26 protein-coding genes and 2 pseudogenes are annotated in these 26,899 nt (G+C 40.3%); 15 read left to right on the forward strand and 13 right to left on the reverse strand.

Annotation, left to right across the window (positions count from 1 at the left end; genetic code table 11):
- Positions 1–208: 208 nt before the first annotated feature.
- The gene (locus tag CLV95_RS10955; RefSeq protein ID WP_002733499.1) at positions 209–667 is read left to right on the forward strand and encodes a YqaA family protein; all 459 of its coding nucleotides are present in this window, start codon (positions 209–211) and stop codon (positions 665–667) included.
- Between the two features lie 80 nt (positions 668–747).
- On the opposite strand, the gene CLV95_RS10960 is transcribed toward CLV95_RS10955, so the two are convergent.
- From CLV95_RS10960 to CLV95_RS10980, 5 genes are all read right to left on the reverse strand, one after another.
- Positions 748–1,503 (reverse strand): hypothetical protein, encoded by a 756-nt coding sequence (locus CLV95_RS10960; RefSeq protein WP_032850932.1) that lies wholly within the window; start codon positions 1,501–1,503, stop codon positions 748–750.
- Between the two features lie 10 nt (positions 1,504–1,513).
- Positions 1,514–1,720: a hypothetical protein gene (locus tag CLV95_RS10965; RefSeq protein ID WP_002725390.1), complete on the reverse strand. Its 207-nt coding sequence runs from the start codon at positions 1,718–1,720 to the stop codon at positions 1,514–1,516.
- A 54-nt stretch (positions 1,721–1,774) separates the two neighbouring features.
- Complete coding sequence (locus tag CLV95_RS10970; RefSeq protein WP_002725338.1) at positions 1,775–2,347, reverse strand: hypothetical protein; 573 nt, start codon at positions 2,345–2,347, stop codon at positions 1,775–1,777.
- Positions 2,331–3,443 carry a KamA family radical SAM protein gene (locus CLV95_RS10975; protein WP_002725332.1) on the reverse strand — a complete coding sequence of 371 codons (1,113 nt, stop codon included), beginning with the start codon at positions 3,441–3,443 and terminating at the stop codon, positions 2,331–2,333. Before CLV95_RS10975 ends, CLV95_RS10970 begins: the two co-directional genes overlap by 17 nt.
- A 267-nt stretch (positions 3,444–3,710) precedes the next feature.
- Positions 3,711–4,616, reverse strand: a complete 906-nt coding sequence (locus CLV95_RS10980; protein ID WP_016749240.1) for a phosphate ABC transporter substrate-binding protein — start codon at positions 4,614–4,616, stop codon at positions 3,711–3,713.
- 358 nt (positions 4,617–4,974) lie between these two features.
- Here CLV95_RS10980 and CLV95_RS19645 point away from each other — a divergent pair, with 358 nt between their 5' ends.
- The 5 genes from CLV95_RS19645 to CLV95_RS11000 are packed head-to-tail and all read left to right on the forward strand — an operon-like array spanning position 4,975 to position 7,750.
- Entirely contained in the window at positions 4,975–5,106 is a 132-nt protein-coding gene (locus CLV95_RS19645; protein ID WP_268914595.1) for a hypothetical protein, read from the forward strand.
- Between the two features lie 55 nt (positions 5,107–5,161).
- Positions 5,162–5,728 carry an elongation factor P gene (gene efp, locus CLV95_RS10985; protein ID WP_002733336.1) on the forward strand — a complete coding sequence of 189 codons (567 nt, stop codon included), beginning with the start codon at positions 5,162–5,164 and terminating at the stop codon, positions 5,726–5,728.
- Between the two features lie 20 nt (positions 5,729–5,748).
- Positions 5,749–6,282 (forward strand): 1,2-dihydroxy-3-keto-5-methylthiopentene dioxygenase, encoded by a 534-nt coding sequence (locus CLV95_RS10990; RefSeq protein ID WP_002725379.1) that lies wholly within the window; start codon positions 5,749–5,751, stop codon positions 6,280–6,282.
- 1 nt (position 6,283) lies between these two features.
- Positions 6,284–7,036 carry a methylthioribulose 1-phosphate dehydratase gene (gene mtnB / locus CLV95_RS10995; protein ID WP_002733446.1) on the forward strand — a complete coding sequence of 251 codons (753 nt, stop codon included), beginning with the start codon at positions 6,284–6,286 and terminating at the stop codon, positions 7,034–7,036.
- Between the two features lie 15 nt (positions 7,037–7,051).
- Positions 7,052–7,750, forward strand: a complete 699-nt coding sequence (locus CLV95_RS11000) for an SDR family oxidoreductase (protein WP_002733359.1) — start codon at positions 7,052–7,054, stop codon at positions 7,748–7,750.
- 115 nt (positions 7,751–7,865) lie between these two features.
- On the opposite strand, the gene CLV95_RS11005 is transcribed toward CLV95_RS11000, so the two are convergent.
- The 6 genes from CLV95_RS11005 to CLV95_RS11035 form a co-directional block, all read right to left on the reverse strand.
- A complete protein-coding gene (locus tag CLV95_RS11005) occupies positions 7,866–8,216 on the reverse strand; it encodes an LB_289 family protein (protein ID WP_002725328.1) in 351 nt (116 codons plus the stop codon).
- Positions 8,217–8,605: 389 nt separating this feature from the next.
- Positions 8,606–9,322 carry a Yip1 family protein gene (locus CLV95_RS11010; RefSeq protein WP_002725368.1) on the reverse strand — a complete coding sequence of 239 codons (717 nt, stop codon included), beginning with the start codon at positions 9,320–9,322 and terminating at the stop codon, positions 8,606–8,608.
- A 64-nt stretch (positions 9,323–9,386) separates the two neighbouring features.
- The gene (locus CLV95_RS11015; RefSeq protein WP_002725354.1) at positions 9,387–10,058 is read right to left on the reverse strand and encodes a hypothetical protein; all 672 of its coding nucleotides are present in this window, start codon (positions 10,056–10,058) and stop codon (positions 9,387–9,389) included.
- A 655-nt stretch (positions 10,059–10,713) separates the two neighbouring features.
- Entirely contained in the window at positions 10,714–12,306 is a 1,593-nt protein-coding gene (locus CLV95_RS11020) for an FMN-binding glutamate synthase family protein (protein ID WP_002733357.1), read from the reverse strand.
- 62 nt (positions 12,307–12,368) lie between these two features.
- Complete coding sequence (locus CLV95_RS11025; RefSeq protein WP_002733462.1) at positions 12,369–13,163, reverse strand: UDP-2,3-diacylglucosamine diphosphatase; 795 nt, start codon at positions 13,161–13,163, stop codon at positions 12,369–12,371.
- Positions 13,164–13,875: 712 nt separating this feature from the next.
- Positions 13,876–15,144, reverse strand: coding sequence for an acetyl-CoA hydrolase/transferase family protein (locus tag CLV95_RS11035; protein WP_002733382.1), 1,269 nt, complete (start codon positions 15,142–15,144; stop codon positions 13,876–13,878).
- Positions 15,145–15,234: 90 nt separating this feature from the next.
- On the opposite strand from CLV95_RS11035, the gene CLV95_RS11040 reads away from it, so the two are divergent.
- The 5 genes and pseudogenes from CLV95_RS11040 (at position 15,235) to CLV95_RS11055 (ending at position 20,435) form a co-directional block, all read left to right on the forward strand.
- On the forward strand, positions 15,235–16,446 hold the full coding sequence (locus tag CLV95_RS11040) for an MFS transporter (protein WP_032850930.1): 1,212 nt from the start codon (positions 15,235–15,237) through the stop codon (positions 16,444–16,446).
- Positions 16,447–17,016: 570 nt separating this feature from the next.
- A pseudogene (locus CLV95_RS19080) lies at positions 17,017–17,203 on the forward strand (hypothetical protein).
- Positions 17,204–17,215: 12 nt separating this feature from the next.
- Positions 17,216–18,094: a patatin-like phospholipase family protein gene (locus tag CLV95_RS11045; protein ID WP_002725364.1), complete on the forward strand. Its 879-nt coding sequence runs from the start codon at positions 17,216–17,218 to the stop codon at positions 18,092–18,094.
- Between the two features lie 98 nt (positions 18,095–18,192).
- Positions 18,193–20,157: a glycoside hydrolase family 5 protein gene (locus CLV95_RS11050; RefSeq protein WP_002725322.1), complete on the forward strand. Its 1,965-nt coding sequence runs from the start codon at positions 18,193–18,195 to the stop codon at positions 20,155–20,157.
- On the forward strand, positions 20,154–20,435 hold the full coding sequence (locus CLV95_RS11055; protein ID WP_002725372.1) for a TIGR04454 family lipoprotein: 282 nt from the start codon (positions 20,154–20,156) through the stop codon (positions 20,433–20,435). The genes CLV95_RS11050 and CLV95_RS11055 overlap by 4 nt, the downstream gene beginning before the upstream one ends.
- Positions 20,436–20,795: 360 nt before the next feature.
- Here CLV95_RS11055 and CLV95_RS11060 read toward each other — a convergent pair whose 3' ends face one another.
- Positions 20,796–21,227 (reverse strand): hypothetical protein, encoded by a 432-nt coding sequence (locus tag CLV95_RS11060; protein WP_002733351.1) that lies wholly within the window; start codon positions 21,225–21,227, stop codon positions 20,796–20,798.
- A 437-nt stretch (positions 21,228–21,664) separates the two neighbouring features.
- Here CLV95_RS11060 and CLV95_RS11065 point away from each other — a divergent pair, with 437 nt between their 5' ends.
- The 4 genes from CLV95_RS11065 (at position 21,665) to CLV95_RS11080 (ending at position 24,665) form a co-directional block, all read left to right on the forward strand.
- On the forward strand, positions 21,665–22,165 hold the full coding sequence (locus tag CLV95_RS11065) for an RNA polymerase sigma factor (RefSeq protein ID WP_002733436.1): 501 nt from the start codon (positions 21,665–21,667) through the stop codon (positions 22,163–22,165).
- Between the two features lie 18 nt (positions 22,166–22,183).
- Entirely contained in the window at positions 22,184–23,275 is a 1,092-nt protein-coding gene (locus tag CLV95_RS11070) for a FecR family protein (protein ID WP_002733513.1), read from the forward strand.
- Positions 23,276–23,337: 62 nt separating this feature from the next.
- Complete coding sequence (locus CLV95_RS11075) at positions 23,338–23,889, forward strand: hypothetical protein (protein WP_002733467.1); 552 nt, start codon at positions 23,338–23,340, stop codon at positions 23,887–23,889.
- Between the two features lie 71 nt (positions 23,890–23,960).
- The gene (locus tag CLV95_RS11080; protein WP_002733394.1) at positions 23,961–24,665 is read left to right on the forward strand and encodes a FecR family protein; all 705 of its coding nucleotides are present in this window, start codon (positions 23,961–23,963) and stop codon (positions 24,663–24,665) included.
- A 443-nt stretch (positions 24,666–25,108) separates the two neighbouring features.
- Here CLV95_RS11080 and CLV95_RS20085 read toward each other — a convergent pair.
- A pseudogene (locus CLV95_RS20085) lies at positions 25,109–26,249 on the reverse strand (integrase core domain-containing protein).
- Positions 26,250–26,899: the final 650 nt, after the last annotated feature.

Raw genomic sequence — 26,899 nt, forward strand, 5'->3', positions numbered from 1 at the left:
GTGTACATGAGATCTATACAATTCACAGAAAGACGGTCTGAAATCTCTCTTACATTGTGCTTTTTGTTTGTCGGTAATTTCTGGTTTTTCTTACAGCGTGTCCCAAAGATGCACAAAAGGTTATATTCAAACTTGTTGAAGATGGAGTCGAAGCGGTTTCGACGGAAACGGCCGAAAATTTTGCAGTTTTAACGGAAGAGGAGTAGCAGTGGAACAGAACTTTTGGGAAATTCTTTCTAAATTGATTCCAATGTATGGTGGCGTTGGACTTGTGATTGTTTCCTTTGTTGCGGCGACGATTCTTCCGTTTAGTTCCGAGGCGGCCTTAACTCTTGCGATTGTTTCGGGACTTTCTCCGTTGGAAGCGGTTCTTTGGGCTTCGTTCGGGAATTGTACTGCTTGTATGGTTAACTATTTCCTCGGTCGCGGTTCGGAAGTATTCGTTCGTAAAAAGTTGGAATCTTCTCCAACGTTTCGAAATCTCTATCAAAAGATGAACACGATCGGTTGGCCGATTTTGTTGTTGTCCTTTTTACCTGTCATCGGAGATCCGATTACCATTCTTGCCGGGTTTTTGAGACAGAGGCTATGGTTGTTCGTGAGTATCGTATTCACTTTGCGGATCGTTCGTTACGTTTTACTAACGTTCGTCTTGATTCGATCGTAAAAATTTGTTTTCAATCAATCCGTTTGTCTGTGGGTTTCGGCGAATCTTTGATTCTAAAACGAAGACGTTATATCATGATCCTAATAATTCAACTTGAGAACTTTAATTTCTTTTTCTTCGAAACGGATCGTCTCTTTAAGAGCCTGAAACTTTTCCGCGGGAAAAGAATTTTGGTGGTTGCGAATTTCCGTTTTTAATTTTAGGATTTCTTCATATAAATTCAAAATTTCCAAAATATTTTCCGTCGCTTCTTTGCGGTAGAGTCCGCGCACCATCGCGATTAGTCTTGCGGGAATATCCGAGTGAACAACTTCAATCCAACTAATGTCTTCAATTTCGTGAAAAATCCAACTTTGAAGGTAAAGAGCCACGAGTCTTTCCATTCTCATGATCTCTTCTTTAGTGTTTCTCGAAGAGATACTTTTGTAAAAGCGATATCTTTTTTTTAAATGTTTCCCGGCGGCGACAGAGTCTATGGTAAGACCTTTGAGTTTTGCCCATTCCCTTGTTAAGGAAGGAAAAGATTCCTTTCCGTAAAAGAGTTCGCCTAACTCACAAATATGAACGGCAGAAGGTTCGAAAACGCGAAGTCTTGCGAAAAAAGAATCGATATCCGCGGTGACTAATTGGACGGGAGCGATTTCTTCCAGGGGGCTTAGGACGGCATTGATTTCTCTCAGAAAAGTGCTCTTCAACTGATCACTCGGATCAGCTAGGAGAAAAAAATTAAAATCAGATGAATCCCGAAAATCTCCCCTTTGTCTGGATCCGTAAAAAAGAATCTCGAAGGGTTTTAGAGAAAACACGGTTTGCAGATTTTGTTTGATCGACTCCATCTTCCCTCTCTTATTCAAAAAATAATTTCATCCTCGAAAGATTCTCGAGAATCGCGTCATAGGCCCGATCTCTTTCTTCCGAATTCCGAAACGGTAGAGATTTGATATGATTCAGATCGTTGTAGATGATCTCGATCGAATTAGAAGAGGGGTTTTTCTTGATCGTGGATATATAATCCAGGTTGATGATTTCAGAATCTCCCAGTTTCAACCACATACCAGATCCTTGCAAAGGATAGGATATGGATTTGTACAGAATTGGTCAAGAAGACTAAAAAATTCTTAGTCCTTTGCGAATATTTTCATGGAATTCTTTTCCAAGCGAAGTCGGATTTTCTCCGGAATCGTTTTTGACATCCGTTTCAAAGACGAAAATAAAGGATTCTTTTTGCCATTCCCAGCGAATATAACAATTTCCGTTATGAATTCCGGTTAAAACGCTGGCCCTTGAGTCGTTTGGCATGGAAAAATATTGGTATTGTTTGTTTTTAAGCGAATTTAATTCCTCGGTAGTCAGGATATGTTTAAAATCGATCTGGTTGTCTTCCGTATAAGAGGAAGCTTTGATCCTTTCGAATTTGCTCGCTGAAGTATGGATCGTAAAATCGTAAAACAGTCCCCTCGCAAATAATCTACCGGATTCGTAAAGCGTGACCCCTTCGGAAGTGTCATAAACCACGTCATAGTTGAGTCTAAGATACCTCGGAGTTTCGATTGAAGACGCCGCTCTTTTACTTTCCGGGGTTTTGCAGACGGTAAGAAATCCGAATGCCAGGCATAGAACGATTTTGGGAAAAAGTTTCCAAATAATAGGACTATTCTCGAATTTAATAACTGATTTCATAAAGTTCATCCTGATAATTTCGAAAGATGTAAGAACGATCCGTTTTTCCCGCCAGATAAAAAGTTGGAAGTGGGACCTTACCTCCACCTCCGGTTAAATCCACTACGTATAACGGAACCGATAAACCGGAAATCCTTCCTCGAATCTGTTTCATAATCTCTACCCCTCTTTCAATTTCGACTCGAAAATCTCCGCTTCCCCAAACCTCGTCGCACTGATGCAGATAATAAGGTTTGATTCCGATGGCGGTTAATCCATAGAAGAGCTTTTTTAACGTTTCGGCTGAATCGTTGATTCCCTTTAAAAGGACGCTTTGATTTAAAACTATCACATTCCCTTCTTGGATCAAAAGGGAAATTCTTTCCCGAACGAGAGGGGTGATCTCTTTCGGATGATTGAAATGGGTGACTAAATAGATTGGGAAATGTTTTTTAAAAACGGAGCATAACGAAGAATCGATTCTCATCGGAAGTGTAACCGGATATCTGGAATGGATTCTCACTTGATTGATATGCGAAATGGATTTTAATTCTCCCAGAAGATAATCCAGTTTTTCATCGGAAAGATTAAGAGGATCTCCTCCGGAAAGAATCACTTCCTTGATTTCTTTATGTGATCGAAAATAAATCAGAGCCTGATCCCATTCTTCTTTACCGGGTGTATGTAAGGATTTACTGACCTTTCTTTTGCGGGTGCAGAATCTGCAATAAACCGCGCATACATGCGATAGATACCAAAGTGCTCGATCCGGATATCTGTGTGTAACTCCTTTCACAGGCATGTGAGCTTCTTCCGCAAGAGGATCTTGTCTTTCAAAACCGTTTCGGGTCAATTCCTCCTGATGTGGAACAATCTGAAGCCGGATCGGACAATTCGGATCTTTTGTATCCGCAAGATTTAAATAATAGGGTGTAACGGAAAATTCGAAAAACTCGGAACAGGCTTCGAAGGAGAGGGTTTCTTTTTCAGTAAGTTTGAGATATTCGGATAACTGCGTTTGTGTTTTGATTCTATTTTGAATCTGCCATTTCCAACGTAACCACTCCGAAGAAGTTTCTAAATCGGATGGAGATGGATAAAAAGTGGAACTGGGCATAAAAAATCGACTCCGGATTTGGTTCTACTAAAATCCTCCTATCATAGCTCGGGGAGTCAATTATATATCAAGGGTCAGGCTTTACTCATCTTTACATAATAGAGTGTTCAAAATTCTGCGTTTAAACGCGGGATTTGTGCTCAAATAGCGGTATTCTATTTTGTAGGGATCAGTAGCGTTAATAAGAAATCAGGTGTTTAATCACTAGAATTCGAAGGTGTTTCCATATTTTGTAATGAGAATTAGCGAATAGATTTTTTTGTTCACCTATCTTTTGACTTCAACTTCTACGGTTGGAAGAGTTCCTCTTAAATATCCGCTTTTGAGAACCACCTTCTGTCCTTCTTCGCTTGTAACATATGTGATGAAATTGTCTATCTTTTGTCCGTGATCGGAAAGATAAAATAGATAGAGTCCTCTGGAAAGTTTATACTTTCTGTTATACACATTTTCGATGTTAGGAATCACGAAAGGACCTTTTCCAGAAAGAGAATATTCTAAAGCACGCACTTTGTCTTTGTTTTCAAAAAGAGCGCTTCCCATTCCCATAAATCCGATCGTATTCGGGTTGGAATCGATCGCTGCAGTCATCGCGTCATTGTCCGTTACGATTTTAGCGGTTTTGGAATATACCGAATTCTTTCTTGCCTCGAAGTTTTTAATCCCTAAATCTTTTTGTTTGAGAACGTGAGTTTCAAAGTAGGCCGCGGTTCCGGATTTGTCGTTTCGAATCAATACGTCTATCTTTTCGGACTTTCCCCCGACCTTGGACCAGTCCGTGATTTCTCCCGCAAAAATTTTAGAAGCCTCTTCCAAGCTGATTCTACGAACCGGATTAGATGGATGAACAATAATTGCAATTCCGTCATAGGCGACCACAAGTGATTCGAACTTACCTTTGGAATTGAATTCCTTGAGCTCCGCTTCTGTAAGAGGCCTGCTGGCTGCGGCAATGTCCGTTTTGTCTTGAAATAATTTTTCGATTCCTTCGATCGATCCTCCGCCGTGAACTATGACTTGAAATTCCGATTTCTTACGCGAATATTCCAAACCGATCATTTGAAGCATTACGTGCATTGTTTCCGAACCGGTGACCGTGATCGTTTCTTTTGGCTTACAATTTCCGACAAGTGTGCCGACGATTGCGGTAAGAATCATAAACTTAAATTTCATACGCTTATTTTTACGTTCCTATGAAAAGTTGTCCGGGATACTACTTCCCGTATAAAAAAAGTCCATTACAATTCAAGATTGAATTATTACAAATTCATACATTGTTGTTGTCGTAACATAACGCTCGGAACTGTCTTATGTTCAAGATACATGGAGAGAATGAGGCACTTACTACTCGGACGCGTGAAAATAGTACCAAAAATTAACGGACGGTTTTTGCAAAGATATAGAAGCGCTCACAAAATTGAGCCGAATCCAGAATTGTTGGTTTTTTTGAAGAAGATCTAACATTCTAAATTTTGAAACAAACTTATTACAGCGTTCTTTTCATGTTTCTATTGCTCACTTCTTGAATTCAATGAAACGCTCTCTACGGATCGGGTTAACTCAAGCCGAATACCTCTTTATGGATCGACCGGCATTCAGGCCGTTCGAAGAACTCAACAGAACGGCTCCCTACGGGTCGCCGTTCTGGGTGTCTTTTTCTTGACAGGGGGCCCGTTTCAAAAGAAATAGAAAGGGGCAAATTATTCCTAGGACAATCCATGACTCTTGGTATCACAGAAGTAAAAAAAGGTATGGTTCTCAAAGTAGAAGGGGATCTTTACTCGGTCGTTAAAACCGAATTCGTAAACCCGGGTAAAGGTTCGGCTTTTATCAGAACGAAGCTAAAGAATCTTACCAAAAACAGTTCGATTGAGCGTACTTTCAAAGCGGCGGAAAAATTGGAGAGTGTCGAATTAGAAAAACGAAATATGACCATCTGCTACACCGAAGGAAACGATATCATCTTCATGGACTCCAACGATTTTGAACAAATGCCGGTGTCTAAAGAATATGTGGAAGATATTCTTCCTTTTTTAAAAGAGGAAACTCCGATGGAAGTTACTTTCTACGAAGGAAAACCGATCGGAGTGATTCCTCCGAACTTTTCCATTCTTGAAGTGACGTACGCCGAAGAAGGTCTTAAAGGAGACACGTCCGGTACGGCTCAAAAAAGAGTCACCGTGGAAACCGGAGGAGAAATCAACGTTCCGATATTCGTAAAGCAGGGAGATGTAATTAAAATAGACCTGCGGGATCTCACTTACGTGGAAAGGGTGAGTAGATAATACAAGCTGCGGAGATTTTTATGGCAACGATAGTACGACAAAAAGGTTTGGCACCGATCGAGGGAACGAGCGAAGTAAAATCCTTTCTTAAAGAAAGAGGAATTGATTACGATCATTGGAAGGTGCCGTATAACGCAGCGGATTTAACGGATAAGGAAATACTTGCTGATGTCGAAAAAGAGGAACTTTTAAAAAAACTGGATGATCGTTTTGAAACTCTCAAAGAAAAAGAAGGTTATCAATCCAGAGATCTGATCGTATTACATCCGAACGTTTCGGGATTAAATGACATGCTTGCTAAGTTCGACCGAGTTCACTATCACACCGACGAAGAGGTGAGATATATCGTGGACGGTTCCGGCGTTTTCGGTTTTGTATTAAAAGGCGAGAAGTTTCTCGTTCATGTCGTAAAGGACGATTTTATCTCCGTTCCAAGAAACACGAATCATTGGTTTTATTTGGACGATAAAAAAAGAATCAAAGCGGTTCGTTACTTTCAGGATATGAGCGGTTGGGTGCCGAACTACGTAGAAGAAACCAATTCCCTGGACTGATATGTCCGTCAAAAAACAACTGGAGAAACTCTCTATATTGGGGGCTACCTACCATAAAAACGGATGGATGCCGGGAACCGCCGGTAATCTTTCCGTCCGAATTTTAGGTGAATCCGGCTTCTGGGTGAGCGGAAGCGGTCTCGATAAGAACACATTAAACAAACGTAATTTTCTATACGTCGATTTGAAATCGGGCCGACTTTCCCCTTCGAAAAATACCAAGGTAGAGAAAGGGCTCAAACCTAGCGCCGAAACTTCGATCCATAGAGCCATCTACTGCGCATTAGATGATATTGGTTGTGGGTTACATGTCCATACTCTGGAATCCAATCTGATTCGTACCAACACTTCCCAGCATCGACCGGTCACTCTTTTGGAACTTCCCGCGATTGAAATTCTAAAAGTGTACGGAATCTGGGAAGAAAACCCTAAGGTTTATGTTCCAGTGATCTATAATTTTCCGAATATACAGGATATTTCAGACTGTCTTGAAAGTTATTTGAAAGAATACAAACCTGTTGTTCCGTTCTGCATCATTGAAAAACACGGGATTACAGTATGGGGAAAGGATACAGTTCAAGCAAATCGAAACTTGGAAGCGACCGATTTTATACTCAAATATATGGTAGCTTCTAGAAATTTGTCTAATCCGGAAGGAAAAAAGAATTTCCCTATGGAAAATAATACTTCGGAGTCTGATCGTCAAGAAGTGTATGTTGCGGAATTCCCGGTTTATCCGGCTACATTTTTGTAATAGAGAAAATTGATTTTGTCTTCAGAGAAAGAAAACGATCTTATACTCGTTGCCGGAGCCGGTTCAGGAATTGGAAAGTCCGTATTAGAAAATCTGAATCTATTGAATCAATCCGCGATCGGAGTTTCGAGGACGGGAGAAGTTTGGAAATCAAACGATGACTTCGAGTCTGGAAAAAACTTTCAGTGTAATCTTTCCAGACAATCGGAGGTGCTTGAATTCGTTACGGCCTTAAAAAAAAGGGCTTTTTCCTTAACAGGAGTTTATTTTACTTTTGGAAGCGGCTTATTCAAGCCCGTAGGGCAAATCGCATTAGAAGAATGGAATGCACATTTTGTTCTCAATCTGAATTCCCTTTTTTTGCTTACAAAAGAAATACTTCCTCTTCTAAAACCGGGTTCATTTTTGTGTTATCTTTCTTCGACTGCGGGATACCAGGGTTTTTCGAATTCTACGGCTTATTGTGCGAGTCGACATGCTATTGCAGGTTTTGCAAAAGCTCTACGGGAAGAGCTGAAGTCGGAAGGAATTCGAGTTATCACGGTTTATCCAGGAGCGGTATATACGGAAATTTGGAGAGGTAGAGAAGGATTCGAGCAGGAGGATATGATTCCGGTTGACGATTTCGGGAAATGGCTCGCAACACTTTCTATCTTACCGGATACCGTTTATCCGGACGAAATACATTTACTTCCTCGTAAAGGAATCTTGTAAGACTCGGTTGTGGATATCTTCTCGTGTAATATTATAAATATAAAAAAAGTTGATGAGGAATTTTCCAAGAAAGTACAGTGACAAAGTCAAGATGTGAGTCCGAAGAAATCGGGCTTTAAGCCCCGATTTCTTCTTCAGCCTCTTCTTCGTTCATCAATTCTTTGAGTTCGTTGTAGGCTTTTTCTTTTTCTTGAACTCCGGTCTTTTTGATCGCTTTGCGAAGAACGTTTTCCCATTGTTTTGCGGGAAGATTTGCCTGAATGTCTTCTAAAAGTTCCAAGATCGCGATGTCATCTCCGGTATTGAAAATTTCCGTTGCGTCGTAGCGAAAGAGTGCCGACAATTCGTCGATATAAACTCCTACGCTATTTCCTTTTCCAGAGGCGAGCCTCTTTTCTTGAAGTTGAACCTTTTTTTCTGCCTTGCGGAGGTCTCTTTCTCTTCTTTCCAGTTCGGTGCGTTTCATAGAAAAACCCTCAAGTATAGCTGATAAGCCAGTTTTTTACGGGGGCTTTTCATGTATAGGAGATTCCCGGGACGTGCCCCCGAGACCGGTCTTGAAAACGCTTATGATTAAATTCATTTTTTCTGTACTATAATAGACGAAGTAAACGAGCGGAACGTTATACCTTTAAGACATGGGGAATTGGCTTCCAATGCCCCCTTTACTTTGAGGGAACCTTTATAAAATAGATTTTAGAATTCTCGAATGTCGTAAATAGTGGTTTTGCATAGGAATTCTTTATAACATCCTGTTGTTTTTTGATTTTATAGAGGTTCCCTTACGGTAAATTATAAGAATTTTCGACGCAAATTTGACGAAAATGTCGAAAGTTTTGAAAACCACGGTTACCTTTATTCTTCGGCTTTTGCTTTTTCCATTGCCTTTCGGATAATCTCCATCGTTTCCCGTTCTTCTTGTTTTTCTTTTTCTATCGTAGTGGATTTTTGGGAATTCACGTTCTCGATGATTTTATGATCTTTCATGTATGAATTCATTCTTGAGTATTGAAGATACAAAAGTACGATCATAAATAGGGAAAGTACAATCGCGGTCCTTTTTACGGGAGCTTTTAGATAAGAAGTCAAAGCAAGAAAGGATAAAAACGGAACGTATGCGGTAAAAGCGATTCCGATCCACATTCCCAGATAAATGTGAATCAAACCGCCGAAACTTTGTAAAAATAGTATCGCCCAAAATACGCTTAAAATAGCGGTGCCGGCTCTGAGGTTTTTTTTCCAACCGGTATTTCCCCCGCAGATCCAGGAGAAAAACATATAAAGAAAACCTAAAATAGGAAAAATAAGAAAACTTGCGAGCAAATACGCCGTTGGCATTTCGAAAAATAAAAAAATCAAGGACGGACTGGGAAATCCATTCGGAGCAAGTAAGGTCGTGCTGATTACTGCGACCGCGTATAAAAAACTCATGTAAATTAAACAACGAAGATATAAGGAGATCAAGGATTCTTCAGGAGCCTTGGAAAGATCCTTAAAAAAGGAAACCGGTTTTATTAAAACTTCCCCGGCTTCTTCGATTACGTTCATAAAAGAAAAGGAAAACTTGTGCATTGATTTTCACACAGGTTTTTTTCTAAAAACTTACGTGGCAAGAGGAAAAGAATCCGAGAGGCGTTTATATGTTTCTCCATATCCAACTTAGCAACGTCGTGTGCACAGTTATCAGTCCTTGGATAATTTGAGCCACGACCAATGTTGTGACCGTCTGGTTGGAGGCGCCGACCATAATGACGTCTTCACCGCCGTCGTCCTCTCCAAAACCGAGAGAAAATGGATCCGGAGTCAACAGAGTAGGCACCGGCATTAAAATCGTTTGTGCCGGGTTCGAATCGTTTAAAAAATCGAAAGTCAGATATATTTGATCCGGTCTTTGGACTGCACCCCATTGGCTAGAACCAAGTTGTAACGTACCGTCGCTCGTATATCCTTTCTCGTTTGTCACCTGGAACACATAAACCCCATAGGGTCCCTCTCCGCTATCCGTAACGTTAGTAGAACTCAAAATACAGGAAACCAGCTGACCGTCGGCTTGAAGTGTATAAGGGGGAGTGGGACCATTATTGATAGCGTACCAACCGTTGTTTCCTGAAGGAATCACTGGGGTAAAACTAATCACTTCAACCGACCAATTACTCGGTAAACCGTCTAAGTTTACTGTACAAGTTAGTTTGCCCACTACTTCCACGTTCAAAGAATCTTGTTTTTCTAAATTCGTATTTTTTTCAGTTTCCATTTTATTTTCCTTAAGAACTTGTCCCAAAACTTTAAAAGAAATCAGCACAATCATTTCATAAACTCGTAATAGAGCGTAGAAATTCCCGTAGATTGGTGATTTATGGATTTTCTAACGGATTTTATCGTTGGAAAACTCTCGTAAGAATTCCTACATCTGAGGCTTTGAGACAAGTCCTAAAATTAATTTTGAAAAATCTTAGCCAAATAAAAATAAATCCTGAATAATTCAATCACTTTTGACAAACTAACCGTATTTTGAATCGATTCTGTATTGAGAAATTTCGCTATTTCTAAGTGAACTAGAATGTAGGAGCTATTACAATTTTAAACGACAGAAAAAACCGTCAATACGACGATTTCTGTGGGAGCTCCCACGCTTTTTAGAAACTTGCCGGATCGTTTAGAGATATTTTTCTTCGGGTTTTGAAACGGACTCTAAAGCTCAAATACACTCGCGAGTCATTTTAGTTATGAAGTTTGCGAGTTGCGACGACCATAGGGAGTCGTAACACTTTAGTTTCTTATTCGCCCAAACTTTCTTACAGCACGTCCCAAAACCAGCGGAGCGAACGCGCTTTCGTTTTCTGCTTTGTCAGAAAGATCAAGCTGCAAGGTTCTGTCCCAAAACTGGGACAGAACCTTATATCGAATTCATGTTAATTATTATAAAATTAGAATAATCTAAATTTAGATCCAAAAAATTGAGATCATTCGGAGGACTTTCCTTGCATGTATTCCTCCAAGTAAGTATGATCAGTGTAATCCAACATTTTCGTAAAATGAACGTAATCCCTTTCATAGCCTAAGATCGTTTCAAGGGTTTTGAAAATGTTCAGTCCCGCGCTGATTTCAATGTCGCTTCCTCTGAATTGAAGCGGGTGTTCATATCCGGCGGCGTGTGTCACCGAAAGAACTTCCCTTCGAAGTCCTTTGATATAGTTCGCGTTCCGTTCCGCTTTGAGTTCGATGTCGAGACCGGCTTGTAACCAACGGTTTTGAGTTGCGATTCCCGTGGGGCAGTGATCCGTATGACAACGTTGGGCTTGGATACAACCGATGGACATCATCGCTTCCCTGGCTATGTTGATGAGGTCGCAACCCATCGCGAATGCTACGATAGCTCTATCAGGAAATCCTAATTTACCGCTTCCGATCCAAGCCATTCTTTCGGAAAGTTTTTCTTTCTGAAAAACTTGATAGACTCTCGCAAACCCGACCTTGAAAGGAAGAGAAACGTGATCCGCAAAGGCTAACGGAGCCGCTCCTGTTCCACCTTCTCCTCCGTCGATCGTGATAAAGTCCGGACCCTTACCGGTTTGTTTCATTCTTTCCGCGAGTTCGTTCCAAAAATGGATTTCACCGATCGCACTTTTGATTCCGACCGGAAGTCCGCTTGCGGAATGAAGTCTTTCTATAAAGTCGATCAGTTCGTTTACCGTTCCGAACTCGGAATGTGCGTTAGGTGAAACACAATCTTGTCCTAAGGGAACTCCCCGGATGCTCGCGATTTGTTGGGTTACTTTTTTTCCGGGAAGAATTCCTCCCTTGCCGGGTTTGGCACCTTGGGAAAGTTTGATTTCTATCATCCTTACTTGAGGATTTTCTTGAATTTTTTGACCGAACAAGTTCAGGGAGAAATTTCCTTTTTCGTCTCTTGTCCCGAAATATCCGGTTCCGATTTGCCAAACGATATCCCCGCCTAACTTGTGATAGGGGCTGATTCCACCTTCTCCCGTATTTTGATAACAGTGTGCCATCATCGCTCCCTTGTTGAGGGCGGAGACCGCGTTTTTACCGAGAGATCCGTACGACATCGCGGAAATATTCACCACGGACGGAGGACGAAATGGTTTTTTGCGGTTGTGAAATTCTCCGATGACCTTGAGGCAGGGAATCATAGAAGTATCATTTTTGAGATGTTTTACTTTGGATTCGGGAAACGGAAACGCACTGTGTTTGATGATCGGATAACCGGCTTCGTACAGAAGTTCAGTGGTTCCGAAACCGAAGTTGTTGTTTTGTTTTTTTGCGGTCGCGTAAACCCAAGAACGTTCCGCTCTACTAAAAGGCATCTCTTCTTTATCATTAGCAACCCAGTACTGACGCAGTTCGGGACCAATCGTTTCAAAAAGATAACGGAGTCTTCCCACAAGAGGGAAATTATGTTTGATCGTGTGCCTTCGCTGAAAGATGTCGTGCAGAAGTGCTATAAGAGTGTAAATTCCGATCGCATAAAACGAAGAAGACCAAGGATTTTCCGAAATAAACTGCAGGATAGTAGAATAGTCGGGAATTTGCATCCAGCAATTCTGCACTTTTTAAAAACGTTCCGCAAGAAATATTTTACCGAAGGAAAGGATTCTTACTGATGTTTGTAGATAAATTCTTTCGAGAATTCACCGCGTTTATTCATTTTGGCTCCGATAAAACGGAAGTCGTCTTGTAGCACGAAACTATTGCTCTTTACCCAGTCGCCCGTATTAATGATTTTTAAATGAGGAATGCAGAGAAAATCATGTGTGTGCCCGGAAATAAGAACCTTGTCGTTTTGATGTGTGATTCTGGAAAGACGTTCGTAGTATTTAAAAATTTCTTCGGTAGTGGCGGGATCTTGTCGATTTAAATGTTTTTGATAGAAGGCTTCCGAGAAGCGGAACAGATTCGGAAGGAATAGGGCAATCATATGTAGAAAACGTAATATAAAAATCGAACCTATCCAAGTGAAACGATTGTATTGTCCCTGGTGTCCGTGAACCGCGATCAACGTTTCATTTTCGATTTTTTTACAAATCTTCCAATTTCTTTCTCGAAGATATCTTTCGATTTTTGGGGGGAGATTCATAAGGTAGGAAGTAGAATCGTGATTTCCCACGATGTAGATTTTGTTACCGTCTAACGCGGATAAGGAATCTAATCTGTCGAAGAGTTTGTTGAATCTTTTCTTACTTTTTTTGAGTTTGCGTACGGCGCTGAAGAACCAATTTTCTATGATATCTCCCACGAGATAAATATTCTTGAAACGAACGTTTTTCTTCTTTAAATAATCCAGAAACTGAAATAGTTCCTTGTGTTTGTGGGATTTTATCTTCTTGTTCAGAAGGTAATGAACGTCCGAAAGAAAAATTCCTTCATAGACTTTATTTTTCTCGAATTTCATTGCAACCGGGTTTTAAAATCAAACTAAAAAGAAAAAGCTCCTTTCGTCAAACGATTCCATGATTGAAACTTATCTTAACGTGAGTTCGGCGTAAGGATCCATGATTCATTTTTCTAAAAACAAGTCGGAATCCGAACTTTGTAAATCTATTCTTAAAACGTGGAAACTACCACAATCATGATTTTACGAACAATTCTAAAATTGTAAGAATTCCTACTACTGATCCCTATAAAACAGAGTACCGTTAATTTGAGCATAAATCCCGCGTTTGATGAAGAATTTTAGACACTCTATTATGTAGAGATGAGTATTAGAAAATTTTTTCTCATTTTCAACCGTAGAACTCACGTTATCCTTATTACTCGGCCGGATAAAAATGGTACCAAAAATTGGCAGGCGATTTTGCAAAGATATTAGAAGTCCTCATAAAATTGTACTGAATCCGGATTGTCGGATTTTTTGAAGAAGAATTCTAATTAGAGTTGTTGAAAAATTAATTCTCCGTCCGTTTCTGTTTTATGAAAACGGTCGATCGAGGCAGTTTCGTTCCTCTGAACTATGGAATTTTTCAACAGCTCTATTTTTGAAACGAACTTATTACGGTATTCTTTTTCAATCTTCTTGTCTTATCGTAATTCCCGATCGTTTCATTTGCAAAGGACGCTTTTCAGTTCTTGCAGGTCCATCCGGACCAAAGAAACCTAATATCGTATTAAAAAAATTTAAATCGATCTAGAGCGTCTTTTTCAAGTTTTTCCCCATGATCGGGATGTGCAATTTCGATCAGCGCCTTCGCTCTTTGTTTTAAATTTTTCCCGTAAAGATTTGCGATTCCGTATTCGGTAACGATGTAATGAACATGTGCCCGAGTTGTAACTACGTTCGCTCCCGGTTTTAATATGGAAACGATTCTGGATTCTCCTTTGGATGTGGTAGAAGGAAGTGCGATGATCGGTTTTCCCCTTTCGGAAAGCGAAGCTCCTCGAATAAAATCCATTTGACCGCCAACGCCGGAATACTGTTTGGTTCCGATCGTATCCGCGCAGACTTGTCCCGTTAGGTCCACTTCAATGGCGGAATTGATCGCTGTTACTTTCGGATTTTGACGAATTACGTGAGGATCGTTGATATAACCGATGTCGAGCATCGCAACTTCCGGATTGTCGTCTATAAAGTCGTACAGTTTGGTGGTTCCCATCACAAAACCGGAAACTATTTTGCCGGGATGTTTTTTCTTGTGAATGCCGTTAATGATTCCTTTTTGAACAAGCTCCATCACACCGTCCGAAAACATCTCGGTATGGATTCCCAAGTTCTTATGAGAAGACAGACAAGTTAGAACTGCATTAGGAATAGCGCCGATTCCCATTTGCAAGGTCGCTCCGTCCTCCACCAGGGAGGCTACGTTTTTACCGATCTTAAGTTCCACGTCGGAAGGTTTTTCGGAAACGTGTTCGTGCAGGGGAAGGTTCCCTTCCACAAAGGAATGAATGCGACGGATATGGATGATTCCATCTCCGTGAGTGCGCGGCATGTTTTTGTTTATCTGGGCGATTACGATTTTTGCGGTTTCCACCGCGGCCTTACTGATATCTACCGAAACTCCCAGAGAACAAAAGCCGTGTCGGTCGGGAGGAGAAACTTGTATGAGTGCGACGTCTAAAGGAAGAATTCCGTTTCGAAACAGAGAAGGACATTCACTTAAGAAAATTGGAATATAATCTCCTCTCCCTTCCTCGATGGCCTTACGAGTATTGGCCGCGACAAAAAGCGCGTTTGTAAAGAATTTTCCTTCCATACCCGGTTCTGCATAAGGGGCTTTCCCTTCGGTATGAAGGTGAATGATTTCCACATTGGACAGTTCGTTTGCGCGAGCGGCCAAAGCATCGATGAGAAGTGCGGGTGCGGCGGCAACGCTGTGAATGAAAACCCTTTGACCCGATTTGACCGAAGAAAGTGCGGAAATAAATTTACCTTTCATAAGGAATTCTTTAAAAAAGAAATAAAGTCTTCAATCCATTTTTCAAGTTTTTCTATCTACAGAAAAACCCACATTTTGCAAAATGATCCCATGTCTTCCCGTTCTGTCCGCAACATTCACGTCAAATCCGAAACGATGCTGGTCTTTCTATTGGCAGCCGTTCAATTCACCCATATTCTCGATTTTGTAATTATGATGCCTTTGGGAACTTATTTTCAGGAGGCGTTTCATATCAATCCGAGAGAATTTTCCTTTCTCATTTCTGCATATACCTACAGTGCGTTTATTGCCGGAATCGTAGGTGCATTTTTTATCGATCGTTTCGATCGAAAATCCGCGGCGATTTTTTTATACGCCGGTTTTATTGCAGGAACCACTTTTTGTGCAATCGCGGATTCGTACTTTTTTCTTTTGATTGCTAGGATTATTTCCGGTGCATTCGGAGGAATTTTAAGTTCCGTCGTCTTTGCAATTGTGGGGGATGTGATTGTAATGGATCGAAGGGGGAGAGCGACCGGTGCGATCATGGGAGCTTTTTCCGTTGCTTCTGTGATTGGAATTCCCTTGGGACTTAAAGTGGCGGAATACTACGGGTGGAATATGTCTTTTGCCGGGATTGTCCTTTTGAGTCTACCGATTTTGGTTCTGATGAATTATCATCTTCCGAATATTCCTCCGTTTCAATCCGCGGAAGTCGATCCGATCTGGAATTTTGTTCGGATTCTTACTTATAGAAAGTACATAGCTTCTTATATGCTTATTATGTTTGTGATTCTCGGCGGCTTTACTGTAATTCCGTTTATCGCGCCTTATATGGAAAGAAATGTGGGGATCCTTAAGGATGATATTCCTTGGATTTATTTCTTCGGTGGCCTTGTTACGTTCTTTTCTTCCAGAATGATCGGAATCGTTTCGGATAAAATCGGAAAACACAAAGTATTCTATATTCTGGTTCCCTTATCTTGCATTCCGATCTTTATCATGACAAACCTCGGACAAACTTCGCTTGTGAATGTTCTGATTCTCACGACCGTTTTTATGGTAGTCGTATCGGGAAGGTGGATCCCTGCTTTGGCCTTGATAACATCCGCGACAGAACCGAGTGATCGAGGGCGTTTTATGACGGTGATCTCGGCTTTGCAAAATCTCGCTTCCGGACTCGGGGCTACGATTGGAGGAGGTATTCTTGTTACCGCAAGTCCAACTGCTCCCTACCAGAATTACGAGGTGGCGGGATATCTGGCGATGGGATTTAATGTAATTGCTTTGGTGTTGATTTCCAAGGTAAAAACGGTTTCTTGAACCTGTTCTTCCGGAATTAGTGAAATGATTTAGATATTCATGTTTATTTTAGTAGTTGTTTGTGCTGAACAGTGTATCACTCTAAAATTGTAGGAACTCCATATGGCACGACGAACAGGTCTTTCGAAAATCCGAAATCACTTAAAACGTGGCATAGAGTTACTTCCACTTTACACTGAGAGCCTGTCCCAAAACTATCTTCTGTGAGCGCGCGCGACGCTTTACCAACAATCCTCTGAATGTGAGAGCTCCTACGGAAACCGTCGCATTGTCGGTTTTTTGCTGTCATTCAAAATTGTAATAGCTCCTACATTTTTGTTACACTCGACGCATCGCTTCTATTGACGTTTGATAGGATTTGATAGACGGGCTCTTAAGAGAAGAATGCTTTTAGTTTGAAAATTGATTCAAAAAAATCAGTCTGTTCTTGACATTTTCATGAGACAAAATATTTTGCAGCCACACGAAAAGGAGGTGGTCTAGTGAATGATAGTTGTTACAAACAATTGACCTGTGAGGTGGCTGAGCAATAGCCCGGGTTTTACTTGCAATACAGCCGTAATCGGGGCATTGCAATCCAATCAGACCGCTGACCTTTCTGAGTTTCGAGAACTGGTCATTCTTGGGCTTCCGCTCTCGGCAGATGGATGTCGATGAAACGATGCAGTCGCTCAGGAGGTTTCCTCTTTTGAGAAATCTTTCCCATCGAGTTTCTTTGAACAAACCGAAAATTCTTCTCTTTTTTCCACCCCCTTGAGATTCAGGTAGAATGAAGCGTGCCCTTATTCTATCCGGAGGAGGAGCCCGAGGTGCTTACCAAGCGGGGGTTCTTCGTTATCTGGAGGAGATTCAATTCAAACCGGATATCATCTGTGGTACTTCCGTAGGAGCAATCACCGCGACCGCGATGGGTTGTGGAATGAATGCTGCCGAGATAACGAAACTTTGGAAATCCATCGAAGCCAAAAAAGTGATGCGCTATTCTATCTGGAACGATATAGTAGATATCTTCGTAAAAAGTTATTCTCCTTTAACTGATACGACGCCTCTCAAGAACTTACTTTATTCTTACTTGGATTTTCGTAAACTTAGAAAGAATCCGACCGAAATTATCATTACCGCGGTCAATATTCTCACTGCGGAACTCGTGTTTTTTAGAAACAAGGAAATTGATATAGAACACGTTATGGCTTCTTCGGCGATTCCCATGTTCTTTCCTTGGCAATACGTGGATGGAAGACCTCATTGGGACGGAGGAGTGATGGCAAACACTCCGATTCTTCCCGCTGTGGAACGAGGGGCGACCGACATCGTAGTAGTGTTACTTTCTCCTGTCGGAGGAGTCGATATGGGGTTACCGAAGACAAGAAGGGAAGGTTTGGAGAGAGCGTTCGAATTATCTCTTATTGGTTCGTACCAAACTGTGATGTCCAATTTAAGCTTCGGAAAAAAAAAGAGACAAGGGAAAAAATCCAAGTTCACTTCTCTCTTATCCATTCCGAGTGCGACTCAGCCCGAACTGAAGATAAGAACGATTGGTCCTAGAACCTCTCTTGGATTCGGAAGTATTCTAAATTTTTCTCAAGTCCAAGCCGATTATTTGATCGGTCGAGGATACGAGGACGCAAGAATTCAATTTGGAATGTGAAGCGATCTATGAGAACGACACGCTGAGTTCAAAGAACAGAAGTTGAATGGCGGGCGGATCCGTAGAGGACAACGTTGAATTGTTAACTTAAGGATATTATGGAAGAATTATTCGTTAAAAACGGGCACTTCGCAAGTAAAGACGGAACGATCTATCAACTACGCGGAGTTAATCTTTCCGGCTCTGCGAAACTTCCCTCCAAACCAGACGGAACCACACATTTTGATCAAACCCTCACGTTCTTGAATCATAGAAACGTATCTTTTGTTGGAAGACCTCTGGAAGAGAAGCAGGCTTCAGAACATTTCGATAGATTGAGAAAATGGGGATTCAATTTCTTACGGTTTCTCATAACGTGGGAAGCGATTGAACACAAAGGTCCCGGAAAATACGATACCGAATACATAGACTACGTAGAAAGAATGGTTTCGCTTGCCGGCCAAAAAGGGTTTTATCTTTTTATCGATCCGCACCAGGATGTGTGGTCTCGGTTTACGGGAGGAGACGGTGCCCCCGGTTGGACTTTGGAAGAGATAGGAATGGACATTTCCAAAATTCAAGGTTCGGAAACGGCAATTGTCCATCATCACCAAGGAAGGCATTATAGAAGAATGTCCTGGCCTCTCAATTATCAAAAATACGTTTGCGGGACGATGTTCTCTTTATTTTTTGGAGGAAAAGAGTTTGCACCGAACACTAAGATTGATGGAAAGAATGCACAGGATTTTTTACAAGATCACTACATCGATTCCGTACTCAAGATAGTGCGCAAACTTAAAAAGTATAAAAATGTGATAGGATTTGATACCTTGAATGAACCTTCTCCAGGATGGATCGGTAAAAGGAACTTGGGAGAGTTCGAAGGGTTTGGATTCGGAAAAGTGATCAAAACTTCTCCGTTCAAGGAGATGTATCTTTCCGAAGGGCGCACTGTTTCTACGGAACAAGCTTATATGCTCGGATTCTGGAGTTTCCCTTGGGGTAAAGTGCGATTGAATGACGGGGGAGTTTCTCTTTGGAAACGGGGATATCAATGTGTTTGGAGAGATCACAGGGTCTGGGACTACGATCCGAACGGCGCACCGATGATGTTAAAGCCGGAGTATTTCTATAAGAGGAACGGAAAAAAATACGAATTCTATTCCGATTTTATGCATCCTTTTATTAAAAAGTTCAAGGAAGCGGTACAAAGGGCCGAAAGTCGTTTTCATATCTTTGTGGAAAGTGATCCTTCGAAACTAGAGCTGGAATGGAAGGAAATCCCTAAGAAAAATTACGGCTCCGTAGTCAATGCGACCCACTGGTACGATATATCCGTGTTGATGCTCAAACGTTATTTTCCTTGGTTCGGGGTTCACGTATTCAAACAAAAACCTGTATTCGGAAAAGAGAATGTAGATAGGGCTTATGAGGAAACGATTCGAATGATCCGGGAAATGTCCGAAAAAAAAATGGGCAATTGTCCCACAGTAATAGGAGAAACCGGAATCCCTATGGACATCAACCACAGTGTTGCATATCACAAAAAGGATTACAGAATATTGGAACAAGCTCTTGATCGAGTGATGAAAGCCGTGGAAAAAAATTTCGTTCATCTTGCGTTATGGAACTATACTCCTGATCATACTCACAGTTTGGGGGATAGATGGAACGAAGAGGATTTATCAATCTATTCCGAGGACACACCTACTTCGTATAACGAAGATGGAGGTAGGGCGGTGCGGGCGTTTAGTCGTCCGTATCCGATTCGAACGAAAGGATTGCCTGTGGCTTTGTCTTTCGATATGGAAAGGTCCTTATTCAAATATTCCTTTCGACAAGAAGGAGATGTATTGCCGGAAACGGAGATTTTTATCCCGGAAATACATTATAAAAACGGATTTGAAGTTTCGATCAACGCGGGTAAGTATCACTATGATTCCCGCACCAAAGTATTAAAATTTAAGGGAGAAAAGGGGGTTGTACATTATGGAATAACCATTCACTCCTCCAAAAAATCACTTTTCAGGGAACAAGATCGGACTAAAGTGGTCCCCAATACTCAAAAGAGGAATATTAGATGAAAAAAGCTCTCATGATTTCCCTAGGTGCTCTTACTGTTCTTTCGTTGACCGTAGCGTGTCCTGGTTCGAAATATTCGGCTGAAGAATGTGCCCCGATCGTGGACGAAATGTTGACTAACCTGACTGCGGGACAAAAACCGGAAGATGCTGCGAACATTGCGACTATGAAAGCGACTTTAGTACCCGTATTACAAAAAGAATGTATGTCGGGAAAATTTGATCTTACTTGTCTTAAGTCCGCGAAAAGTATACCTGCAATCCAGGCTTGTAAAAAATAAGATTTTTCTAAAAAAGTGGAGAAGATTTTTTCTTCTCCACTTTTTCTCTTTTATTCCTTAAGAAACTTTTCCTAAAAATCTGAATATGTTCATCAAAGGCACCTAAAAACTAATTCTCCATTTGTTTCTGTTTCACGGTCGATTGAAACAGTGTGTTCATCTGAACTTTTTCAACAACTTCGTTTTTTTTGAAGGAGGGTATTCGGATTTTTTAAAGTTCTTTTCTTTTTAAAATTTGCCCATCATTAAAAAAATATAATGTGAATTCTTTCGAAAAGAGGAGTGTTGATTTGGACGAAGAAATGGGCCGATTGATTTTTCTTCCAAAATCCACTTGCTACGTCCATGCGAAATTTAAAATTATTCGGTACCAAAAGTAAAAAATCCTTCTTCATCCGAATAACATCCGTGCTCCCGGTATGGTCTTGATGGGTAAAAGTGGATTTTTTGAGCGTACCTTCTTCCAATTTTTAGACAATTGAGACAAATGTCCCAACGAATCGCCCAATCACACTCTTCCTTTCGATACGAAGGAAAAACACGGAGAAGCGGCTTGGTTTCGGCTTGTTCATTGTTTTTTTGTTGATTTGTTGCGGATTCGCCCAGTGAGGCGTTTTGGGAAAACATGGAATGTGAGGGTTCTAGAAAAACTCCGACAAATAATAAAGTTCCTAAAATAGAGAATGAAGAAAACGTTTTACCGAGTTTAATGGATCCGTTTCTAAAATGCCGGCGTTGTGTTGGTTTTATTATGTTATTTGAAATGGAGCTTGTGGGGTTTTCGAGATGCATCCTTATTTATTCTATCGAAAGAATTGTTTTCTTTAAAGAGGTAAATTTTCGATTTAAAACTTGTCCCAAAACCTCAGATGTAGGAACTCTTACAAGAGTGTTCCAACGATAAAATTCGTTAGAAAATCCATAAATCACCAATCTGTGGGAATTTCCACACACTATTACGAACTTATGAAATGATTGTGTTGGTTTCTTTTAAGGTTTTGGGACAAGTTTCGTAGGGCATTTGTGCCGTTATTCCAAAACTTTTGATTGTGATTGAAATTTAAATCAAATAAAATAATCGAACTTTCTTTCGAAAAAAAGCTCGATTCTGAAAAAAAAATGAAGTCGTTTTGTTAACTCATAATAGAAGACAGAAGCGACCAAGGAATTTACTTGAAATTGGGTTTCCTATTTTCAACTTAGTTCCAATGACCTCCCGGAAAGATTTTATGGATGCTCTTTATCGAGAGTACAGTGGAAGGATCTTTGATTTCCTCTATAAATATAGTTCCGGAAATCCTGAGGTCGCGATGGATCTGATGCAGGATACGTTCCTGAATTTTTTTAGGAAATATTCGGATTCGAATGTAGATCGAGAACAAGCGATTCGTTTGCTTTATACGATTGCTCGGAACAGATCCATCAATTACTCTCAGAAATTTTCCACGGTAAAAGAGAACGGAAATTCCGAGATGGAGGACTTTCAGGAACAAAAACTTTCTTTTGTCAGAAAGGCCGAACTTAAAGATTTGGAAGAACGACTTTTGATTTGTTTGGATGAACTCGAAGAGGACGAAAAATATGCTTTGATTCTTCGGTTTATGGAAGATTACAGTCTAGCGACTATTGCAGAGATTATGAATATATCGGTTTCTACCGTTTCTCGTTTAATCGTCAAAGCGACCGCAAAAGTGACCGAAATTGCAGAAAAAAAGAATTTGAAACCCTGATTAAGAGTATAGATAAAAATGGAAGAATCGGGAATGAAAAGGGAAGAAAAGATTCAAGAAATTTTATTTCAAGGAAAACAGAACGATCTAAGTCCTTCTGTAGAATGGCTGGCCAAGGGCTTGAGCGATTCTTGGGTAGAATATTCTCCCAAAGAATCGGATTTCGAGTCTCTCTATACGCGTGCGTGTTCCGATTCCTCAAAAATATTTTCTTTTTCCAATTTTACTAGAAATAAACTTGTTTTAGCACTTTCATCAGCCGCGATTTTTCTTTTCGCAGTTACATTAGGATATTATTCTATTCTTAATGATCAGTCCTCTCTCCGAGTTGAAAGAGGCGGGGTCGAAATTTCACAGGTGGAAGGGGAGGCTTATCTTACTTCTTCTGATCCCAAGGACAAGATTCTTTTAAAACCCGGAGTTAGAATCCAAGAAGGTCAGAAGGTGATCACCGGTTCCAAGGCTATTCTGAATTTAAAAGTGTCCGACGGAATTGTAGTGAGAGTTCTTTCCGATTCCGAAGTTTCTTTTCGGGTGATCGATCTTTCCACACATTACAAGATTGGGATAGATTTGGAGAAGGGAGAGTTGTTGGCTCATATCCATAAAAATCTTAAGAAGGAAGAATTTGTCGTTCGTTCCGAAAATATAAATGCGGTGGTTCGGGGAACGAGTTTTAGCTTTCAAAACGTTCCGAAAGAAGGAACTCGAGTACAAGTTTTAGAAGGGCGTGTTGCGATCAGTGCTCGTTCGGAATCTCAACAAACAGCGCCGGAAGGTGAGCAGATTCTGGAACCGAACCAGGAAATTTTCGTAAACCAAAAGGGTTTTGTTCGGAGCCATTTGAGCGATTCCGAAAAAAGTCGTCTCGAGGTTGAACTTGAAAAGTTGCCGATTGAAAACATTCCTCGGGATAAAAACCGGTCCTACTCAAGTAAACAAGAGTTACTAACGGATTTTCAAAGATTGGAAAAAGTCATTTTAATCGATGGAAAAGAAATCGAGGGTGTTATCGTGGACATGGATGAAAACGTTATGTATGTTCAAACACTTGAAAAGGAAATCTCCATTCAGAGAGAATTAGTTTCCGAAGTGATTCAACTCTACTAAAAGTAAATTTTCTTTGACAGTCGGCCGATAAATCGGGAAATTTAGCCTTCGAGGACCTTAACATGGCGATGGCACAAGAAGACCCCGGTAAAAAAAGAATTTTCAGTAACTACATCGTAGATCGGGACTTTCAATTCAAATTTTTATTGAATTATTCCTTACTCATTGTTTTTGGCTTAGTCCTAACTTTGGGCTTTTTGTATTGGTTGAACTACACGAAGTTTGATAAGGGGGTCGTTTTTAGATTGAGGAGCGACCCCATCAAAATTTATCAAAAAGGTTTCGAAGTTCAAAACGGAGTAGAAAGGGAAAAGTTTGTGGAAAGAGAAATTTTTCTTCCTGATTACGATCACAAACTTGATATGTTTACGATTCAGGTAAACGGGATTCTATTGTTATCCGGTTTGTTTTTAGGGATGACCGTTATTTTTACTGTAATCTATTCTCACAAGATGGCCGGTCCAATTTATAATATCAAAAACCAACTTAGAAAACTAGCGGCGGGTGAGGAATTAGCAAGGAAGATTAAAATTCGCAAAGGGGACGAGTTTCAGGAACTCGCGGATCTTTTGAATCAGGTGATTGAAAAAAGAATTAATAACCGTAAAAGTTGAACTTTTTCGGCTTATTGGAACCGAGAAATTAATTGTAGATTTTTTTAGGAATTTGTGTAAATTCTCTCGGTATGTTTTGCAAAGCTTTACTGTTCGGTTTTTTCCTTATACTTTTACCTCAAGTTGTTTTTGCAGATGAAGAAGTTGCAGTTGCACTTTTTGTAACCGGAAAGGTCCAGTATTTTCAGGCTGGTAAAACGGAAGTGCTTAAGAAAAACGTTATTCTTACGAAAACAGCCAAAATAGAAACCAGAGAAGGAAAAGCGGATTTGCAATTAGGTGCAAACTCCGTGATACGACTCGCGCCGTTTACAAAAATTGAGATCTCTGAACTCTTCTCCGACAGTTCTAAAAATACTTCGAAGGTTATTTTGATTTCCGGTAAACTATTTGCGAATGTTCAAAAATCCAATAAAAAGGAAGAATTGGAAGTGAACTCCGCATCTTATACTGCGGGGGTTCGTGGGACTCAATTTGTGGTCAGTGAAGAAAAAACCAAGGCTCCTAAAAACGAAGATTCCGATATTCCGGACGGAGTTTTTGTAAACGAAGGAGAGGTTGCCGTTCATTCTTCTTCCGAAAGTGATGTGGATCTTAAGGCGGGGGAACAGGCTACTTGGAATGGTAAAGAGCTATTCGTTGAACCCCTTAAAGAATTTATGAAAGAAAAAATGAAAATTATCCAAAATTTCAAAACAATTAAAACTGAAAACTATGAGATGCTTAAAAATCAGAAGTTGAAAAATAAAGAGCTTTTGGAGAATTTTCCTAAATAACGTGCATTTGGTGTAAAAATTCATGATTTATTTTTCTGGAGCAAGTTGGAATCTGAATTTTGTAAATCTATTCTTAAAATGTAGGAACTACCCACAAATCACGATTTTACGAACAATTCTAAAATTGCAGGAGTTCCTACTTTTAGAAAATTCTTTCTCATTTCCAACCGCAGAATTCACGTTACTTAGTCGTCCCCCAGATTAAATTCTAGGGCTTTTCAAACATCTTCGTTATAAACAATAAGATTGAGCTTTCAAGAAGCACCTATCTGATTCTTTTAAGATTTGGAGTAGGTTTTTAGTTGAGGAAACGTTCAGTGTTTCAAGTATATTTTTAAATGAGGAAATAAGCAACTTCCCATAATCTATCTTATGTCACATTATGGGCATTTGTTCATTGTATGTTCTGGCACATCAGTAACACTTTAGACCGGACACATGGGTTACACGGATTCGTTGTAGTTGTACACAGACGTTTCGTATTTCAATACTTTTCCTGTAAATAAATCTAACATACCCAGAACTGCATTCGTAAAATAGATCTTACACAAACGCTCTGAGATTTCTTCAAAACCAACCCGTTCGCCGATCAATGGAGAGCCAAAGAAGATTCTATATGGACCGTATTTGGCAGTCCCGTCGTCTAAGACTGTTTCAACTACTATATTGGTAGCATACGCTATTTCAGGAATTTTGATTGGAAAAACTCTTTCTGAAGGCATATAGATCTTTTCAGGAGTTTTATATTCCAAAGCCTCCTCATGCGGTCTTTCTAAATTGTATTCAATTCTGAACCGATCAAATGCTTCTTGTTGTTCTTTAAGAGAAGATCTAACCGGTAACGCTGTCTCTTGTTTTAAAGTCCGGTGCATCCTTTCATGACGACCATTCTGTTGCGGCTTCCCTGGTTCTATCCGCTCTAATCTTATTCCTAACTTTTTAACCGCCAAACGGAAAGTTTTGTTAAGCCTGCAAGACTGAGAGAAGCAAATGGAGAACCGTTATCGGTCCGAATTGCACCCGGTTCCGTATTCAGTAAATAGCTTTGTAAAAACCGTAATAACGCTTTCTGTATTTGCTTTGGAAACTATTCGCAACCTAAAAGAAATCGACTGTATGCATCTGTGATCGTCAATGGAGTGCATCTCATTCCATCGCCTACCGTAAAGTGACCTTTGAAATCGGCGCACCAGACATCGTTCGGACTCAGAATGTGAGAGAAATGATAGACTGGCTCCATTTTCTTTCTTCTCACCTTCACCTTAGTCGTTAATCCTCTTCGTTTCAGGATTCGTCCAACCGTGCTGCGGAAGGCCAGTTTTTTACTTTTGGAAATTTACCTTTTAAGGAAGCTAAAAATTTACACACTCCCCAATTCGGATGCCTGTCACGAGCGCTGACAACTAGTTGTACGATATTTTGTTTTGTAGTCTTTGGATGACCTTTGAGAATTCTTGGTTTACCCTTTAACTCGTCGATTCCAAACAATTCATATTGACTTAGGTATTTGTAACCTGTAACTCGACTGATCCCAAATTCTTTACAAAGATCAGTGATGGACCAACCGACCACAATTACTTGGATCTTGTCGGAATTCCGACAATTCTCCGCAAAACAAGTGTGTTCACACCTCCGGAAACATGGTACGGATTCGTTTCATCGTTTACAAAACTAACTCATTGCACCCTTTACAAACTTTTTGAACGAATTATGTCTCTTATGAAATCTTTAGCATTGGAGGAAATCCGATGCCTTGGAAGGAGACTTGCGTGCATCAAGAAAGAATGAAGTTTGTAGTAGCCTGGACACAAGGCGGTTATAATAGAAAAACTCTGCACTAATTATATCCCATCTATGGGTGTTCTCTTTTGCAACTCCGTTGAAAACCGCTCGTTGGCTCTTCCTCGCTCTGTTCAGAATCGCTAATATAACCTCCATTTCGACACGCACATTGATAACATAAGATCCCACTTCCCAAGTAATATACTTGTTTCAAAAATAATATTTCTATTTTTAAATTCAATTTCAAAAACGATCTGGTTCCTTTCCAATTCTTTAATATACTTTGGTTTATTGCACTTTTCATTTAAGTATCCTATTTCATTCAGTCCCAAATATTAGCACTATGCTTTTTGAACCCCGAATACAATGCATATATATGTTTAAAATAAACGGATTATCATTTATTACTATTAGAATGTTTGAAACTATGAAAAACCATTTTCGTTGAAAAA

Source organism: Leptospira borgpetersenii serovar Javanica (genome assembly GCF_003046425.1).
In the GTDB taxonomy this organism is placed as follows: domain Bacteria; phylum Spirochaetota; class Leptospiria; order Leptospirales; family Leptospiraceae; genus Leptospira; species Leptospira borgpetersenii.